Annotated in this window: 14 protein-coding genes; 6 read left to right on the plus strand and 8 right to left on the minus strand. The window is 73.7% G+C overall.

The window, feature by feature from the left end:
- Positions 1-111: 111 nt before the first annotated feature.
- From ACGFMM_RS00160 to ACGFMM_RS00175, 4 genes are all read right to left on the minus strand, one after another.
- The gene (locus tag ACGFMM_RS00160; protein ID WP_393641604.1) at positions 112-498 is read right to left on the minus strand and encodes a hypothetical protein; all 387 of its coding nucleotides are present in this window, start codon (positions 496-498) and stop codon (positions 112-114) included.
- Positions 498-1,295, minus strand: a complete 798-nt coding sequence (locus tag ACGFMM_RS00165) for a TIGR01458 family HAD-type hydrolase (protein WP_393641606.1) — start codon at positions 1,293-1,295, stop codon at positions 498-500. Before ACGFMM_RS00165 ends, ACGFMM_RS00160 begins: the two co-directional genes overlap by 1 nt.
- On the minus strand, positions 1,282-2,586 hold the full coding sequence (locus ACGFMM_RS00170; protein WP_393641608.1) for an MFS transporter: 1,305 nt from the start codon (positions 2,584-2,586) through the stop codon (positions 1,282-1,284). Before ACGFMM_RS00170 ends, ACGFMM_RS00165 begins: the two co-directional genes overlap by 14 nt.
- Positions 2,587-2,683: 97 nt before the next feature.
- A complete protein-coding gene (locus ACGFMM_RS00175) occupies positions 2,684-3,040 on the minus strand; it encodes an ArsR/SmtB family transcription factor (RefSeq protein WP_393641610.1) in 357 nt (118 codons plus the stop codon).
- 108 nt (positions 3,041-3,148) lie between these two features.
- On the opposite strand from ACGFMM_RS00175, the gene ACGFMM_RS00180 reads away from it, so the two are divergent.
- On the plus strand, positions 3,149-3,871 hold the full coding sequence (locus ACGFMM_RS00180; protein WP_393641612.1) for a CDP-alcohol phosphatidyltransferase family protein: 723 nt from the start codon (positions 3,149-3,151) through the stop codon (positions 3,869-3,871).
- Here ACGFMM_RS00180 and ACGFMM_RS00185 read toward each other — a convergent pair.
- A complete protein-coding gene (locus ACGFMM_RS00185) occupies positions 3,831-4,331 on the minus strand; it encodes an adenylyltransferase/cytidyltransferase family protein (RefSeq protein ID WP_393641614.1) in 501 nt (166 codons plus the stop codon). The genes ACGFMM_RS00180 and ACGFMM_RS00185 overlap by 41 nt on opposite strands.
- A 195-nt stretch (positions 4,332-4,526) precedes the next feature.
- Between ACGFMM_RS00185 and ACGFMM_RS00190 the strand changes: the two genes are divergently transcribed.
- From ACGFMM_RS00190 to ACGFMM_RS00200, 3 genes are read left to right on the plus strand one after another with little or no spacing between them, the layout of a single operon-like run.
- Entirely contained in the window at positions 4,527-5,729 is a 1,203-nt protein-coding gene (locus tag ACGFMM_RS00190) for a glycosyltransferase family 4 protein (RefSeq protein ID WP_393642769.1), read from the plus strand.
- Entirely contained in the window at positions 5,726-7,522 is a 1,797-nt protein-coding gene (locus ACGFMM_RS00195) for a lipopolysaccharide biosynthesis protein (RefSeq protein ID WP_393641616.1), read from the plus strand. The genes ACGFMM_RS00190 and ACGFMM_RS00195 overlap by 4 nt, the downstream gene beginning before the upstream one ends.
- Entirely contained in the window at positions 7,519-8,763 is a 1,245-nt protein-coding gene (locus ACGFMM_RS00200) for a hypothetical protein (RefSeq protein ID WP_393641618.1), read from the plus strand. The genes ACGFMM_RS00195 and ACGFMM_RS00200 overlap by 4 nt, the downstream gene beginning before the upstream one ends.
- On the opposite strand, the gene ACGFMM_RS00205 is transcribed toward ACGFMM_RS00200, so the two are convergent.
- Complete coding sequence (locus ACGFMM_RS00205; protein ID WP_393642771.1) at positions 8,736-10,178, minus strand: hypothetical protein; 1,443 nt, start codon at positions 10,176-10,178, stop codon at positions 8,736-8,738. The two genes, ACGFMM_RS00200 and ACGFMM_RS00205, sit on opposite strands and share 28 nt — an antisense overlap.
- Before the next feature lie 238 nt (positions 10,179-10,416).
- On the opposite strand from ACGFMM_RS00205, the gene ACGFMM_RS00210 reads away from it, so the two are divergent.
- Together ACGFMM_RS00210 and ACGFMM_RS00215 are read left to right on the plus strand one after the other, a co-directional pair.
- The gene (locus ACGFMM_RS00210; RefSeq protein WP_393641620.1) at positions 10,417-10,953 is read left to right on the plus strand and encodes a WcaF family extracellular polysaccharide biosynthesis acetyltransferase; all 537 of its coding nucleotides are present in this window, start codon (positions 10,417-10,419) and stop codon (positions 10,951-10,953) included.
- Positions 10,950-12,089, plus strand: a complete 1,140-nt coding sequence (locus tag ACGFMM_RS00215) for a glycosyltransferase (protein ID WP_393641622.1) — start codon at positions 10,950-10,952, stop codon at positions 12,087-12,089. Before ACGFMM_RS00210 ends, ACGFMM_RS00215 begins: the two co-directional genes overlap by 4 nt.
- On the opposite strand, the gene ACGFMM_RS00220 is transcribed toward ACGFMM_RS00215, so the two are convergent.
- Positions 12,086-12,775 (minus strand): hypothetical protein, encoded by a 690-nt coding sequence (locus tag ACGFMM_RS00220; RefSeq protein ID WP_393641624.1) that lies wholly within the window; start codon positions 12,773-12,775, stop codon positions 12,086-12,088. The genes ACGFMM_RS00215 and ACGFMM_RS00220 overlap by 4 nt on opposite strands.
- 82 nt (positions 12,776-12,857) lie before the next feature.
- Positions 12,858-15,590, minus strand: coding sequence for a LamG-like jellyroll fold domain-containing protein (locus ACGFMM_RS00225; protein WP_393641626.1), 2,733 nt, complete (start codon positions 15,588-15,590; stop codon positions 12,858-12,860).
- Between the last annotated feature and the right edge of the window lie 46 nt (positions 15,591-15,636).

Consider the following 15,636-nt stretch of genomic DNA (forward strand, 5'->3'; position numbering starts at 1 on the left):
GGAGTATGCGCAGGTCACGGCCGGGCGGGGAAGGCACGCCGGGGCGGCGGAATGTCACAGCGCGGGCGGGAACACCGGGCTCCGCGCCAGGCGTTACCCCTACTGGCGAGGTCACCGCTCGGGGGTGGGGTACGGGCCGGGGTCCGTCGTGTGGGGGGTCAGGATGCGCAGGGCCTCGGCCTGTTCCGGGTCCTGGACGGCGATGCGGGAGTACTCCGCGGCGGGGCGGAAGTTCAGGCACAGCACCGGCCGGCCGGGCCGGAAGGCGGTGAAGTCCTGGGTGTGGTCCGGGAGTTCGCGGGTGCCGACGGCCACGCGGTCCGGGATCCACAGGCCGCGGCCGCGTGCCCCGCGCAGGGCGCGCCACCAGTCCGGTTCGATGTAGGCCTGGCGGAGGGCCGAGAGCGGGACGCGGATGTCGCCGCGCCGGGCGGCGAGCCGCTCCCGCCACGTCAGCCGGACCACGATGTCGGTGTCCCGCACCGTCACGCGGGCCATCACAGGCCGTCCAGCAGGGCCGGGAGGTCGGCGAACGAGTCCACGACGTGGTGGGGCGTCCCGTCCGCCGCGCGCACCGCCTCCGGGCGGTACTTGCCGGTGCGGACCAGGACTCCGGTGATGCCGGCGCGCTGCGCCGCCAGGACGTCCGACTCCACGTCGTCCCCGATCATCACCGCCTGCGCCGGCTCGACGCCGAGGTGTTCCAGGGCCGCGCCGAAGAACGCCGCCGAGGGCTTGCCGGTGACGACCGCCTCGACCCCGGCCGCCCGCTCCAGGCCGAGCAGGAACGCCCCGGTGTCGAGGTCGAGTCCGCCGGCGGTGCGCCAGTACAGGTTCCGGTGCATGGCGACCAGCCGCGCGCCCCGGTCCAGATACCGGAAGACGCGGTTCAGCGCCGCGTACGTGAACGCCTCGCCCGCCCCGCCGAGCACGATGACGTCCGGGGCCTCGCCGCCCGGGTCGTCCTCCACCAGCCTGACGCCGTCCAGGTCGCCCCGGACGTCCCCGGTGGTCAGCAGCAGGCATCGGGCGTCCGGGTGGTGGGTCCGCAGATACGCGGCCGTGGCCGCCGGCGCGGTGAGGATGTCGTCCGTGCCGACGGGGAAGCCCAGCCCGGCCAGGCGCGCTGCGATCGAGGCACGGGTGCGGGAGGTGTTGTTGGTGACCAGCGCGAGCGGGCGCCCCGCCTCGCGCAGCGCGGTCATCGCCTCGACGGCCCCGGGCAGCGGCTCCCAGGACACCGTGAGCACGCCGTCGATGTCGATCAGGATGCCCGGGCCCCTATGACCTTCCATACGACCGACCGTTGCCCAGCGGCTGAGGACGCGCAAGCCGAACGGCGTGCGCCACGCGCTCCTGCCGGGGCCACGTCCGGGCCGCGACGCCCACCGCGGCCAGCGCCAGCACGGCGAGCACCGCTGCGGCGGCCGGCAGGCCCGCCGTCGCCCCGAGCCCGCCGGCCAGCGGGTACGTCAGCAGCCAGCAGGCGTGCGAGAGGGAGAACTGCGCGGCGAACGCGGCCGGCAGCTCCGGTTCGGCGGCCGACCGCCGGATCACCCGCCCGGCGGGCGTGAGCACGGCGGAACAGGCCGCTCCCAGCCCCGCCCAGGCGGCGAGCACCGCCGCCCATGTCCCCGCGCCGGGCGCGCTTGCCGCCAGCGCCGCGGCCCCGGCGAGCAGTGCCGGCAGCGCGGCCGCGGCCCCCAGCATCACCGTCCGGTCGCCGCGCCGCCCGAGCAGCCGGGGCAGCAGCAGGGCGGCGGCCACGGAGCCCGCGCCGTACGCGCCGAGGGCGAGCGACAGCGCCTCCGCGGGGCGCTGGAAGTGGTCCCGTACGAGCACCACCGTGTCGGCGAACACGAGCGCCCCGGCCGCCGCGACGGCGAGGTGGAGCGCGAGCAGGGCGCGCAGCGGAGGCGCGGCCAGGAACAGCCGCGCGCCGCCGGCCGCCCGCGCGTACGGGCCCGGCGGCGCCGACGCGGGCGTCCCCGGGCTGCCGGCGTCAGCGGCCTGCCCCGGGCGCGGCAGCGCGGTCGTCACCACCAGCGCGGCCGAGCCCAGGAATCCCGCCGTCGTGCCGGCGAACAGCCACGGGTACGGGACGACGGTCAGCAGCGCCGCCGCGAGGGCCGGACTGAGCAGGCTCTCCAGGTCGTACGCGAGCCGGGACAGCGACAGGGCCCGGGTGTAGTCCCGTTCGTCGGGCAGCACCCGCGGGACCGTCGCCTGGAAGGTGGGGGTGAACGCCGCCGACGCGGCCTGGAGCAGCAGGATCAGGGCGTAGACCTGCCAGAGCTCGGTGACGAACGGCAGCGCGAGCGCGGTCCCGGCCCGGATCGCGTCCGCGCCTGCCATCAGCGCCCGGGGCGGGATCCGGCCGGCCAGCGCGCCGACGGCGGGGGCGACGGTCACGTACGCGACCATCTTGATCGCCAGCGCGGTCCCGAGGACGGCGGAGGCACGCGGTCCCGCGAGGTCGTACGCCAGCAGGCTCAGCGCCACGGTGGCCAGGCCGGTGCCGGTGAGGGCCACGACCTGGGCGGCGAACAGGCGGCGGTAGACGCGGTTGCGCGGCAACGCGGACACGTCACCATCGTAATCAATATGTGCGTACCTGTGCACATGTTTGACCGGAGCCGCCCCCCCCGGCCGGGACCGCCCCCGGCCGCCCCGCGCGGGCCCCTCAGTCGTGCGGCGGCAGGGCGCCGATCTGGTGATCGGCCACGTTCAGCGCCTCGTCCACGAGCCGGCGCAGATGGCCGTGGCGCAGCGAATACACCACCCGCCGCCCGTCCTTGCGGGTGCTCACCAGGCCCGCGAGGCGCAGCTTCGCCAGATGCTGGCTGACCGACGGCCGGGCCGCCCCGCACGCCTCGGTCAGCGTGGTCACGTCCGCCTCGCCCCGTCCCAGTTCGGCCAGCAGGGCGAGCCGGGTCCGATCGGCCAGCAGGGCGAGCACGGACACGGCGACGTCCAGCCGCTGCCCGGCCACGCGCTCCTGCACACCGTGCGCACCTGCCGCATTCCCGCTCGCGCTCATCCGCCCATCGTAGGCGCGTCTCGGCCGGAACCGCCGGTCACCGCCCGTTCACCCCCACGCCTCCTGCGATGATGTCCCGAGACCGCACGCCTGAGACCCGGGGGGGCCATGGGAACCGTTGGGACCGCACTGTCCGAGCTGAGATCCGCGCAGAAGACGGCGAAGGGCGTCTCGCTCTACTCCCGCTTCGTCAACCGACCCGTCGGCCGGTACCTCGCCGCCGGCTCGTACGCACTCGGCCTGACACCCAACCAGGTCACCCTGGTCAGCGCCCTGTTCAGCTTCGCCGCGATCGCCGGCCTGGCCCTCGGAGGGCCATCCTGGGCCCTGGGCGTCCTCGTCTGGCTCGGGCTGGCCGTCGGCTTCGCCTTCGACTCCGCGGACGGCCAGCTCGCCCGGCTCCGCGACGGCGGCAGCCCCCTGGGGGAGTGGCTCGACCACGTGGTGGACTGCGCGAAGCTCACCGCGCTGCACAGCGCCGTGCTCATCGCCTTCTACCGCGACCGCGACCACTTCGGCACCACGGACGACACCTGGCTCCTGGTCCCACTGGGCTTCCAACTCGCCGCCGTCGTCACCTTCTTCGGGGGACTGCTCACCGAGAAGCTCAAGCCGAAGCCCGCCCCCGGGACGCCCGCCGCGCAGCCGTCCACGCTGCGCGCCGTCGCCCTGCTGCCCGTCGACCACGGCGTGTTCTGCCTGGTCTTCCTGCTGCTCGGCGGGGGCGGACTGTTCCGCTGGGCCTACACCGCGCTGGGCGCCGCGGCCGTACTGTTCCTGATCGCCTTCCTCACGAAGTGGGCCCGGGAACTGAACGCAGCACGTCGCTGACCCCGCCCACCGGCCCCGGCTCGGCCTCCTGCGTCAGGAGGTCGAGCGCCCGCCGCAGCTGCGTGCTCGACGTGTGCACCGTGTACGGGAAGTAGACGATCTCCACCCCGACCCCCGCGAAGTCCTTCTCCAGCCTGTCGCCCTTGGGCGTGTCCCGCCAGTCGTCGCCCTTGAACAGCACGTCGAACCGGACCTGCTTCCAGGTCTCCAGCTTGTCCGGCACCGTCTCCACGAACGCCGCGTCCACGTACTTCACGCTGCGCACGATCTCCAGCCGCTCCACCAGCGGGATCATCGGCCGGCGCCCCTTCGCCAGCTCCGCCATCTCGTCGGACACCACACCGGCCACGAGGTAGTCGCAGCGACTGCGCGCATGGCGCAGGATGTTGAGATGACCGATGTGGAACAGGTCGTACGCGCCGGGCGCGTATCCCACACGGTACGGACGGTCAGCGGTCATGAAGTACCCCCCAACTGCTCGCGCTCCCCAGCGCGATGGAGATAACGACGATAGCGTGCACATTCCGTTCAGACCGGATGAACGATTAGGGTGAGGTCCGGTTCACGTCTGGGGGAGAGGGAACGGCGCGTGACGCATGCGGCGGGGAACGAAGACACCGGGACCGCGGGGGCGGGGGCGCGCCGGCGCCTGCTGATGGTGTCCACCAACTACGCGCCGGAGCACGCCGGCATCGGCCCGTACGCCACCCAGATCGCCGAGCACTGGGCCGGCCGCGGCCACGAGACCCATGTGCTCGCCGGCATGCCGCACTACCCCTCCTGGTCCCTGGACCCCGCCTACGCGGGCGTCTGGCGGCGCACCGAGGAACGGGCCGGCGTGATCGTCCACCGGCGCCGGCACACCGTGCCGCCACGCCAGACCGCTCTTAAACGCGCCGCGTTCGAGGCCAGCGTGCTCGCCCACGGCCTCGTCGCGCCGCCCGCGATGGCCCGCCCCGACGCGATACTCGCCCAGATGCCCAGCCTCGCCGGCGGCGTCATCGGCGCCCGGCTCGCCGCCCGCTGGCGCGTCCCGTACGTGCCCGTCGTCCAGGACCTCATGGGCGCGGCCGCCGCGCAGAGCGGCATCAGCGGCGGCGACCGGGCCGCGGCCCTGGCCTCGAAGGCGGAGACGTACGCGCTGCGCCGGGCCACCCTCGTCGGCGTCATCCACCAGACGTTCGTCGACAAGGTCGCCGCGATGGGCGTCGACCGCTCCCGCATCCGCCTGGTGCCCAACTGGTCGCATGTCTCACGCCCTTCGGCGCCCCGCGAGAAGACCCGCGCCCGGCTCGGCTGGGGCGAGGAGACCGTCGTCCTGCACTCCGGCAACATGGGGCTCAAGCAGGGCCTGGAGGTCCTCGTCGAGGCCGCCCGCCGCGACCCGGCCGTCCGCGTCGTACTGCTCGGCGACGGCAACCAGCGCGAGTCTCTCGAGGCGCTCGGCGCGGGCATACCGAACCTGGACTTCCTGGAGCCCGTCGGCGACGACGAGTTCCCCGACGTCCTCGCCGCCGCCGACGTCCTCGCCGTCACCCAGCGGGCCTCCGTGCTCGACATGAGCGTCCCGTCCAAGCTCACCTCGTACTTCGCGGCCGGCCGGCCCGTCGTCGCCTCCGTCGCCGCCGGCGGCGGCACCGCGCAGGAAGTGCTCCGCTCCGGGGCCGGCGTCCTCGTCGAACCCGAGGACCCCGACGCGCTGCTCGCCGAGATCCGTACACTCGGCAAGGATCCGGACGCCGCCGACGCACTCGGCGCCCAGGGACCCCGCCACGTCGAGGCCCATCTGACCCGGGCGGCCGGACTGGCCCGGATCGACGCACTGATCGACGAGGCCATGGGGGTGCCGAGCACGTGAGCAACTTGCACGGAGCGGCGGTGGAGGACGACGAACCGGAGCTGCTGCGGGACCAGTTCAAGCAGCTGCTGCGCTATCGCGCGGTCATAGGGACCGGCATCGGCATCGGCCTGCTCGGCGGCGTCTGGTTCGGCCTCAGCAACGCCGACACGTACGTCGCCACCAGCCAGGTGGTGCTGCGCGCCCCGGTCAACGACCCCTTCAACCCGAGCATTTCGCAGGACAAGACGCTCAACGTCGGCTCCGAACGGCAGACCGCGCTCAGCAGCAGTGTCGCCCAGGGCGCGGCGAAGAAGCTCGGCTGGACCGGCACCATCGGCAAGCTGCAGAAGGACCTCCAGGTCACCAACCCGCCGCAGAGCCAGGTCCTCCAGTTCAGCTACACCGCCGACAGCCCGCAGGCCGCCGCGGATCGCGCCAACGCCATGACCGAGGCGTACCTGGAACTGCGCGAGAAGCAGTGGACGGCCATCCGGGCCAAGATGCTCGACGGTCTGCAGATCCAGCTCAACGAGGCCGCGCTCAAGCACGACAAGCAGGTGAAACTCGTCGACCGGATGCCGGCCGGCACGGCCCGGGACGAGGAGTACGGCACCAAGACCAACCTCGCCAACCGGATGATCGAGCTCGAAGGCCGGGTCAGCGCTCTCAAGGCGCTCGACATGGCCGCCGGCACGGTCATCCGCACCGCCACCGCGCCCGGCTACTCCGACGGCCCCAGCCTCACCATGAGCCTCGGCCTCGGCGCGCTCGTCGGCGTCGCCCTCGGCCTGCTCGCCGCCTGGGTCCGGCTGGTCTTCGACCCCGCGCCGCGCTCCGCCGGCGACGTCGCCCGCGCCGTGCGCGCGCCCGTGCTCGGCACCCTGCCGCGCGGCGCGACCGAGACCCTGCTGGCCTGCGAACACAGCGACGCCCGGGTGGCCGAGGAGTTCCGCTCCGTCGCCTTCCGGCTCGCCTACGACCAGCGGTTCGCCGACCGCCGCCGGCTCCTCGTCGTCGCCCCCCGCGGCAGCAGCGAGGCCGCGGCCGCCGTCGCCACCAACCTGGCCGCCTCCTTCGCCGAGACCGGCAAGGACGTGCTGCTCATCGAGGCCGACCTGCGCACCCCGGCGCTCGCCGGCCGGCTCAGCGCCGGAGCCACCGAAGCACCCCGCTGGAGCGCCCCGGCCGAGACCGACGACACCGGCTGGCCCGGCCGCCGCCGGCTCTCCGTCGACGCCGGCGAGTCGGGCTCCTTCGGCCTGGTGCCCGGCGAACGGGTCCGCAACGTGGCAAGGGCGCTCACCTCGCCCCGTACCAGCCGGCTGATCGCCGAGGCCGACTCGCCGAACGCCACCGTCGTCGTGCTCGCCCCGCCCGTCCTCGCCTACGCCGACGCGCTGGCCCTGGTCGACCGCGTCGACGGCGTGCTCATCGTCTGTGATCCGCGCAGCGTCCACCGCACCGACCTCCAGCGCATCCGCGAACTCATCGGCGGCGCGGGCGGCACGGTGCTCGGCGCGGTCATGTTCACCCCTGCCGGCCGGCGCGCCGCGAAGGCCGCCGCCCAACGGGCCAAGAAGACCGGGCAGTCCGCGCAGACCGCAGCCCCCGCCCAGTCGAGCGCCGTGGCCCCCGCCCCGCAGGGCCGGCGCGGCGGCCGCGGCAGGTCCGCCCGGCCGCAGCAGCCCGAGGCGCAGGACGAGTTCGAGCCCGAGAACGGCCCCGACCCGCGGGTCTGGGGCGGCGAGAACTCCGACACCGTGACGCTGCGTTCGCTGCGGGCCGAGGACTTCCACACGGGCGACCGGTGAGACGTTCGGTATCGGTCGCGGCCTCGGTCCTGGACCAGGCCGCGTCCAGCCTCACCAACATCGCCTGCGTGCTCATCGCGGCACGTGTCTCCACCGCCGAGGGCTTCGCCGACTTCTCCCTCGTCCAGATCACCTTCGGCGTGCTGCTCGGCCTGAACATGGCCCACGTGGGCCAGACGCTCGTCCTGGAACGCGGCGACGACACGGCCGTCGGCGCCGCCGCCCGCTCCTCCCTCGCCTTCACCGCCGCCGCCTCCGTCACCGCCGCGCTGCTGCTCGCAGCGCTCGGCGCGCTGCTCGGCGGCGGCACCGGGCGGGCCTTCCTCGCCCTCGCGGCCGTGCTGCCCGTCACGCTGCTCCAGGACGGACTGCGGTACGCGTTCTCCGCCCTGCGCCGCCCGGACAAGGCCCTCGCCGCCGACCTGCTGCGCCTGGGCTGCGTGCTGCCCGCCCTGCTCCTCCAGCCCCCGTCGTCGAGCGCCGCGCGGCTCGTACTGGTCTGGGGTCTCGCCGCGCTGCCCGCCGCGCTCCTCGGCCTGCTGCTGCTCCGCCCGTACGTCGCCGGCCACCGCACCGAACTGCGGCGGCTGCTGCGGCGCGACCACCTCGGGCGGCGGTTCGTCGTCGAGTACGCCGTCGGCAGCGGCTCCAGCCAGCTCGCCGTGCTCGGCCTCGGCCTGTTCGCCGCACCGCTCGCCGTGGGCGCGCTGCGCGGTGCGACGACGCTGTTCGGCCCGCTCAACGTGCTGTTCATCTCGGTCAACACCTTCGGGCCGCCGCTGCTCGGCCGGGCCGGCTCCCGCCGCGGCACGATCAGGTCCGCCGTCGTGCTCGGCGGGGCGCTCTGCCTCGTCGCGTCCGGCTGGGCCGCCGTACTGGCCGCCCTGCCGGACCGGTACGGGCGCGAACTCCTCGGCGCCACCTGGGAGACGGCGTCCGCGCTGCTGCCCGCGAGCGGGGCGCAGTACGCGGTGATGGCGCTCGGCACCTGCGCCCTGGTCACCCTGCGGGTGCTCAGCCCGAAGGCCACCCTGTCCGTGCAGGTCGTCTTCTCGCTGCTGTCCGTCGCCCTGATGCTCGGCGGGTACGCCCTCGGCGGCGTCCTCGGTGCGGCCTGGGGGCTCGCGGCAGGCTCCGCGCTCAAGGCGGTCGCCGCCTGGACGCGGGTGGCCCGCACCCGCCCGGAGGCGCCCGCACCGGAGCCGGCGGAGGATCAGCGCAGCAGCGCGCGCTTGTCCTGACGCCAGGTGGTGATCAGCAGGATGCAGATCAGCGCGATCGCCACCCGGCCGGAGGCCTGCAGCAGCGGCCCGCGGAGCAGGATGAACGAATAGCCCGCGACCAGCGGCACCACGACCGAGATCAGACTGCCCGGCGGTGCGCGCCGGGTGCCGCGCCGGGCGAACCGGCGGTCCACCCGTGCCGCCCCGTACCCGAGGACCGTCAGCCCGCCGGCCATCCCGACCGCGCCGAAGTCGATCCACAGCTCGGCCCAGATCGGCGACGACAGATTGGTGTTCACCGCGCCCATCCACTGGCCGACCATCACGCCCGTGTCGCGGGGCTTGCCCGGCCACACCGAACGGGGCACCACGAACAGCACCGAGCCGGCGAGCTGCCGGCCGTACCGGTGCCGGGCCCCGGACTCGACGAACGTGATCGTGTTGGCGAACATGCCGATCTGGTCGTAGTCCTTCATCGCCAGCGGCTCCAGGACCGACGTCGTCTCGACCGGCTTGTAGTTCTTCTCGTCGTACCGGAAGCGGTCCGAGAACGGGAACACGATCAGCGCCATCACCACGCCGAGGCTCAGCGCCGAGCGGTACATCGCCGCGCTCCTCGGGAACACCGTGAACAGCAGCGCGAACATCACCGTCAGGAACCAGTAACGCGGGTTCGATATCGGGTTGTTGACGACCAGGTTCAGCGCCACCAGGGCGAGGAACACCGCGATCACCGCCGGCCGCCGGCGGGCCCGCCGCGAGGTGACCAGCCAACGGACGTACACCAGCAGCGCGATCAGCGCCGGCACGGTGCCGAAACCGCGCAGGAACGCCTGACCCGCCTGCGAGTCGGCCTGCGAGACGCCGGCCTCCTCGATACCGGCGATGATCTCCTGCCGGCTGGAGAAGAACACCGCCGGGCCGCCCAGCTTCATGACGAACAGCCCGCTGCCCGCGAACGCGAGCAGCACGAGCAGCTGCAGCCGCCTCCGGTGCACCAGCGCCGGACGCTCCTCGGCGCGCGAGGCCCGGTTCGGCCGGCCGCGGGCCAGCAGTGAGCCCACGTCGAAGGCGGCGCAGCCGATGAGGACCAGCGCCACCGCCTCCGTCAGGTCCGAACGCGGCCCGACGACCGGCGTCGGCACCCGGCCGAGGACGGCCTGGGCCAGCGGCGCGACGCCCATCGCCATGTAGACGAACAGCCAGAACGAGCCCTGCAGCAGCTTGCGCCGGCTGGTCAGGATCATCGCCGACAGCCGGGCCCCGGCGTACATGGTGAGCGCGATCTGCAGGTAGTACGCGGCGTCGTGCACGCCCGCGCCCGGCTGCACCGCGACCAGCAGCGGCATGAACACCGTCAGCCCGAGGACCAGCGGGATCGACAGGGCCCGGGAGAGCAGCGTGCGCGGCTTGACCGGCGGCGCGAGGATCATCGGGACGGACGTGGGCCCACCGGGCCCGGCGGGCGCGAGGCGCGCAGGCGGGTCCGGGCTTCCGCCGTCAACGGCCCCGTCGCGCACGTCCGTCGCCATGCAGCCCCCCGAACTCCCGTGCTCCCCGCCCCCGGAGAAGTCACCCGCCCGCAGTCTACCGACGACCCCCCTGTCACCCTGCGTCAACCGATAGTCTGGACGTCTCGGCGTCTGGGGAGGCGCCGATGGGGGTGAACTCATGCGGAATCTCCCGGCCTTCACTCTGGCCGGCTATGACAAGGGCCGCTCCAAGCTGGTCCAGGCACTGTGGTTCGCGGTGATGAACACGCTGTTCATGGCGTGGTTCTGCCCGGCCCGGCTGCGCGTGGCCCTGCTGCGGGCGTTCGGCGCGACGATCGGCGAGGGGGTCCTGATCCGGCACCGCGTCCGCGTCCTGTGGCCGTGGAAACTGACCGTCGGCGACCACACGTGGATCGGAGAAGGGGCCTGGCTGCTCAACCTGGAGCCGGTCACGCTCGGCGCGCACGTCTGCGTCTCGCAGGAGGCGCTGCTCTGCACCGGCAGCCACGACCACCGGGCCGCCGACTTCCGCTACCGCAACGCGCCGATCACCGTCGAGGACGGCGCGTGGATCGCCACCCGCGCCACGGTCCTCGCCGGCGTCACGGTCGGGCGGCACGCCGTCGTCGCCGCCGGCACGACGCTCCACCGCGACCTGCCGGAACTGACCCTGCACACCGCCGACGGGCGACGCTCCCTGCCGGTGCCCGCATGAGCGCCGCCCGCCCGCTCAGGGTCCTTCACACCGTCACCCTGCACAGCCCGACGCACGCCTTCGGCGGTCCGGTCCGGGTGGCCCTCAACCTCTGCCGCGGACTCTCCGCACGCGGACACACCGCCCGGCTCGTCGCCCTCGGCGACGGCTTCGACGGACCGCTGCCGACCGAGGTCGAGGGCGTGCCCGCCCGCCTCTACCAGGCGCGTTCCCTCCTGCCGCTCGGCTTCAGCGGCATCACCTCGCCCGCCCTGCTCGCCGGGGCGCACGGCCTGGTCCGCGACGCGGACGTCGTCCACGTCCACCTCGCCCGCGACCTGGTGACGCTGCCGATCGCGCTTGCCGCGCTCCGCGCCGGCCGGCCCCTGGTCCTGCAGACCCACGGCATGGTCGACCCCAGCGAGAGGCTGCTCGCCAAGGTCCTCGACGCCGTCGCCGTACGCCGGGTGCTGCGCCGCGCCTCCGCGGTGCTGTACCTGACCGGGCACGAACGCAAGGGCCTCGACGCCGTGGTGGGCGGCATCCTGGAGCAGTCCGTGCGACTGGTGAACGGCGTGCCCGCCCAGGAGGCGCGACCGGTGCCGTCAGGTCCGCCGCGGATCCTGTACGCGGCCCGGCTCCAGGCCCGTAAACGGCCGCGGGACTTCGTGGCGGCCGTGCCGGAGATCCTGCGCCGGCACCCGGACGCGCAGTTCGTGCTCGCCGGCCCCGACGAGGGGGAGCGGGCGGGGGTGGACGCGCTGATCGCCGAGCTGGGCCTGGAGGACCGGATCAGCCGGCCGGGGGCGCTGTCGTCCGAGCGGATGCTCCAGGAGCTGCGCCGGGCGCATGTGTACGTGCTGCCGTCGGTGGACGAGCCGTTCCCGATGTCCGTCCTGGAGTCCCTGTCGGTGGGCACGCCCGCCGTGGTGACCACGTCCAACGGCCTGGCCCGGGACATCTCGGGGGCGGGCGCGGGCCGGGTGGTGGAGAACGCCGACGGGCTCGCCCCGGCCGTGCTCGACCTGCTGGACCCGGCCGTGAACGACAGCGCCTCCGCGGCGGCCCGGAAGCTCGCGGCGGAGGCGTTCTCGATGGACTCCGTCCTCGACACGCTGCTCGACGTGTACAGGACGGCTGCGCGGTACGGCCGCTAGACCGGCAGCCAGGCGTAGCAGCTCGTCGACACGAACTCGCGGGCGCCCGACGGGATCGTGGCCTTCACGGGCCCGTCGGCGCCGGTCGACGGGCCCGAGGCGAGCAGCTTGCCGTTGCTGCCGAGGGCCCGCCAGGTGCAGGACGGGTCGGTGGTCAGCGCCCGGTACGTGCCGGGCTTCGGCCGGGTGACGGTGCCGTCCGGGAAGCCGGTGGCGGCGGTGGCGAGCAGCGGCTTCTGCTGCGGGCACAGGTGCTCGATCGCGCCCTTCGCGTCCGGGACGTCGCCGGCGATGATCGCGCCGATCGCGGCGTCCTTGTCGCGCTTGGCGGTGCGGGCGATCCGCTGGCAGGACTCCTCACCGGTCTGCAGCACCGCCGCGGGGTCCATGGCCTTGGGCACCCGGCCGCTCAGGTACTCCTTCTGCCGCTTGGTGAACGAGCCGGTGACCGGCTTGAGTTCGCCGTCGGGCAGCGCCTGGTCCTTGGGCAGCGCGGAGGGTCCCGCGGCGGGCCCGGTGGGCTCGGTCTCGATCTGCCGGTCCGGGACGACGGGGCTGTTCGAGGACCGCGGGCCCTGGGCAGAGCCGGGCTTCCCGCTGTCGGACGAGCAGCCGGACACCGTCAGCAGCGCGGCGGCCAGCAGGGCCGCGACGGCCGCCGGCCGGCGGTGGAGTGGACGATGCATGGGGACTCCCGTGATACGTGGAATGCGGGGCCCGGCAGGCCGGGCCCCGCATCCTGTCAGTGCGTGTCGCGCAGCGCCCGGACTACGGGGCGCCGAAGGTGAGCACCAGCTGCGGGGTGCCCTCCGCGGCCGCGGCCTCGGTCGACCACAGCCACAGCGGATCGGTACCGGTGCTGGTCAGCGCCATGCTGTACGAGCCGCCGAGCGCCGCGGACAGCTTGGCGGTGTCCAGGTCGGCCGAGTAGACCGTCGAACCCTCCGTCGCGCCGGTCAGCGTGCCCAGCGTCCCGGAGCCGAGCGCGGGACGGTTGTTGTACGTGAGCGTGGTGTCCGTCCACGCACCGGTCACCGGGACCACCGTCTGGGTGTCCGCCGAGCCGGCCCCGGCCATCGTGGTGGTCTTCACCGCGAGCCGGGCGCTCTTCAGCACCGTGCCGGCCGGGGCCGACGGGAGCGTGAAGCGCAGGTAGCTCTCGTACGCGGAGGTGCCGCGCACCGCGAGCGAGCTGGAGGTGGCGTAGTTGGTGGACGGCGCACCCGCGTTGGCGTACGTGTCGTCCGTCGCGGTGACCACGGAGACCGTGTCGGCCGTGGCCTTGGCGAGGCTGTGGTGCTGGGCGACCTGGGCGGCGGTCAGCGCGCTCGGGTAGACCGCGGCCTCGTCGATCTGGCCGGCGAAGAAGTTGCTCGTCGGACGGAGCGGCCAGCCGCTCAGATTGTCCGCGCCGACGTGCCAGTAACCGGCGTACTGCTGGTTCCCGGTGACGGTGTTCGAGGCGATCTTCTGCCCGTCGACGTACAGCGTCATGCCGCCGGGGCCCTGGGTGCCGACGACGTGGTGCCAGGCGCCGTCCCGGTACGAGCCCAGGGTGGACAGCGTGCGCGTGGTGCCGTTGTACACGCCGAACACCAGCTGGCCGGTGTTGGTCATGTACAGGTGCTTGTCGTAGTTGCCGCTGTTGCGGGTGGTGTTGTTGCCGAAGCCGATGATCTTGCCGCCACGGGTGGTGGTCGTCTTGATCCAGGCCTCGACGGTGAACGCCCCGGTCACGTTCTGGCGCTTGTCGCTGTAGATCTGCTCGTCCGTGCCGTTGAGCGCGACAGCGGTGGACGGGCCGGTGACGGCCGCGGGGGTCTGGCGCAGCGCCGGGGCGTTGACGTACAGACCGCTGTTGTTCCCGTCGGAGGAGTCCGCCGCGTACGGCGTGGTGGACTCGTCGAAGCGCCAGTACAGGCTCGCGCCGTCGGCGACGACCCGGGAGGCGTACGGCTGCGCCGAGGTCGGGACGGTGACCGTAGCGGTCGCGGAGAGCGCGCTGGTGTTGCCGTCCGCGTCGGCGGCGGTGACCCGGTAGCTGTAGGTCTGACCCGGCGTCACATCGGTGTCCTTGAAGGAGACCTGAGGCCGAGACCAGTACAGCGAGTCGCCGTCCACGGTGTGGATCGGGGTGGCCGAGCCGTTGCGGTAGACCTTGTACGTCAGCTTGCTGTCGTCCAGGTCCAGGCTGGAGCGCCAGCGGACCTGCACCGCGTTCGGGGTGAGCGCGGAGGCGGAGGCTACCGGGACGGTCGGCGCGCCGGTGTCCGGGCCGGAGGAGAAGCGGGTCAGACCCTGCGCCGCGGAGCCGTTGACGGTGGTGAACTCGCCGCCGACCCACAGGTACTTGGTGGTGCCGGTGCCCGTGACGGCCATCACGCGCGGGCCGATGCCCTCGACCTCCGGCGGGGAGCCGCCGTCGTTGGTGTCCGGGAACCAGCCGAGCTTGCCGGTGGACGTGGTCGGCTGGGCCAGCAGGTGGTAGCGGCGCCCGTCCGGGAACTCGCCGACGCTGGAGCAGTCGTGCGCGTGCGAGGCGCTGTACAGCACGCCCTGGTAGGACTCCACGGCCTGGGTGGCGCCGAGGCACGTGTCGCGCCAGCGCTGCTCGAAGTTGCTCAGGTCGAGCGCGATGCGGCCGTCGAAGACGCCGCCGCCGGTGCCCTCGTTGCCGGTGTAGAAGCCGGTCGCGTCCGTGTCGATGTCCTTGACCACGGAGTTGCTCGGGATCCAGCCGTTCGGATACGCCTTCGTGACCGCGCCGGTGGTGGCGTTCACCACGGCCAGGGCGTGCGAGTTGGCCCCGTTCACGGCGAAGAAGTCGCCGCCGAGCAGCACGTGCTGGCCGTCCGGGGTGACCTCGATGGCGCGGCCGGGCTCGTCCGCGTTCGCGGTGAACGGCAGCAGGTCGCCGGCGGTGGACACGGCCGCGAACCGCTGGCGGGTCTGGCCCTCGACGGTGCCGAAGTCGCCGGCCGCGTAGACGGTCGTGCCGGTGACGGCCAGTCCGCGGACGGTGGCCGGGAACGAAGGCGTGAACGAGGCCTTCGGGGTGCAGGTCGCGATGTCGATCGCCGCGAGGCTGCTGACCGGCGTGCCGTTGACCGCGCCGAAGTAGCCGCCCGCGTACAGCGTCTTCTTGTCCGGCGAGACCGTCAGGGCCCGCACGGTCGCGGTGCCGCTGCCGACGGTGAAGGAGAGGGTGCAGTCGGTGGGCGCACCCGTCGCCGCGTTCATCGCGACGAAGTTGACGGCGCTCTTCGGAGTGCCGGAACCGCCCTCGGGCGGCCGCACCTCGGAGAAGGTGCCGCCGATGAAGACGGTGTCGTTCGCCTCGGCCATCGCCCAGACGATGCCATTGGTCTGCCAGGTCGGCAGATCGTCCGCGGTGAAGGCCACCGGCGGCGTCAGCGCCGCGGCCGTCGGGGCCAGGGAGCCCCCGGCTCCGGCCGCGACGGTCAGGACGAGGGCAGCTGACAGCCCCCAGGATCTACGCATGTTCCCCCCAGGCGAGTGAGCCCAGTCAATGTGGCGTGCAGCAGTG

Source organism: Streptomyces sp. NPDC048604, from assembly GCF_043199435.1.
In the GTDB taxonomy this organism is placed as follows: Bacteria; Actinomycetota; Actinomycetes; order Streptomycetales; family Streptomycetaceae; genus Streptomyces.

Excerpts from the sequence above, each read along its gene's own strand:
- ACGFMM_RS00165 (WP_393641606.1), bottom strand. The coding sequence starts at position 1,295 with ATGGAAGGTCATAGGGGCCCGGGCATCCTGATCGACATCGACGGCGTG.
- ACGFMM_RS00160 (WP_393641604.1), bottom strand. The coding sequence starts at position 498 with ATGGCCCGCGTGACGGTGCGGGACACCGACATCGTGGTCCGGCTGACG.
- ACGFMM_RS00205 (WP_393642771.1), bottom strand. The coding sequence starts at position 10,178 with ATGATCCTCGCGCCGCCGGTCAAGCCGCGCACGCTGCTCTCCCGGGCC.
- ACGFMM_RS00225 (WP_393641626.1), bottom strand. The coding sequence starts at position 15,590 with ATGCGTAGATCCTGGGGGCTGTCAGCTGCCCTCGTCCTGACCGTCGCG.
- ACGFMM_RS00210 (WP_393641620.1), top strand. The coding sequence starts at position 10,417 with ATGCGGAATCTCCCGGCCTTCACTCTGGCCGGCTATGACAAGGGCCGC.
- ACGFMM_RS00180 (WP_393641612.1), top strand. The coding sequence starts at position 3,149 with ATGGGAACCGTTGGGACCGCACTGTCCGAGCTGAGATCCGCGCAGAAG.
- ACGFMM_RS00185 (WP_393641614.1), bottom strand. The coding sequence starts at position 4,331 with ATGACCGCTGACCGTCCGTACCGTGTGGGATACGCGCCCGGCGCGTAC.
- ACGFMM_RS00215 (WP_393641622.1), top strand. The coding sequence starts at position 10,950 with ATGAGCGCCGCCCGCCCGCTCAGGGTCCTTCACACCGTCACCCTGCAC.
- ACGFMM_RS00220 (WP_393641624.1), bottom strand. The coding sequence starts at position 12,775 with ATGCATCGTCCACTCCACCGCCGGCCGGCGGCCGTCGCGGCCCTGCTG.
- ACGFMM_RS00175 (WP_393641610.1), bottom strand. The coding sequence starts at position 3,040 with ATGAGCGCGAGCGGGAATGCGGCAGGTGCGCACGGTGTGCAGGAGCGC.
- ACGFMM_RS00190 (WP_393642769.1), top strand. The coding sequence starts at position 4,527 with ATGGTGTCCACCAACTACGCGCCGGAGCACGCCGGCATCGGCCCGTAC.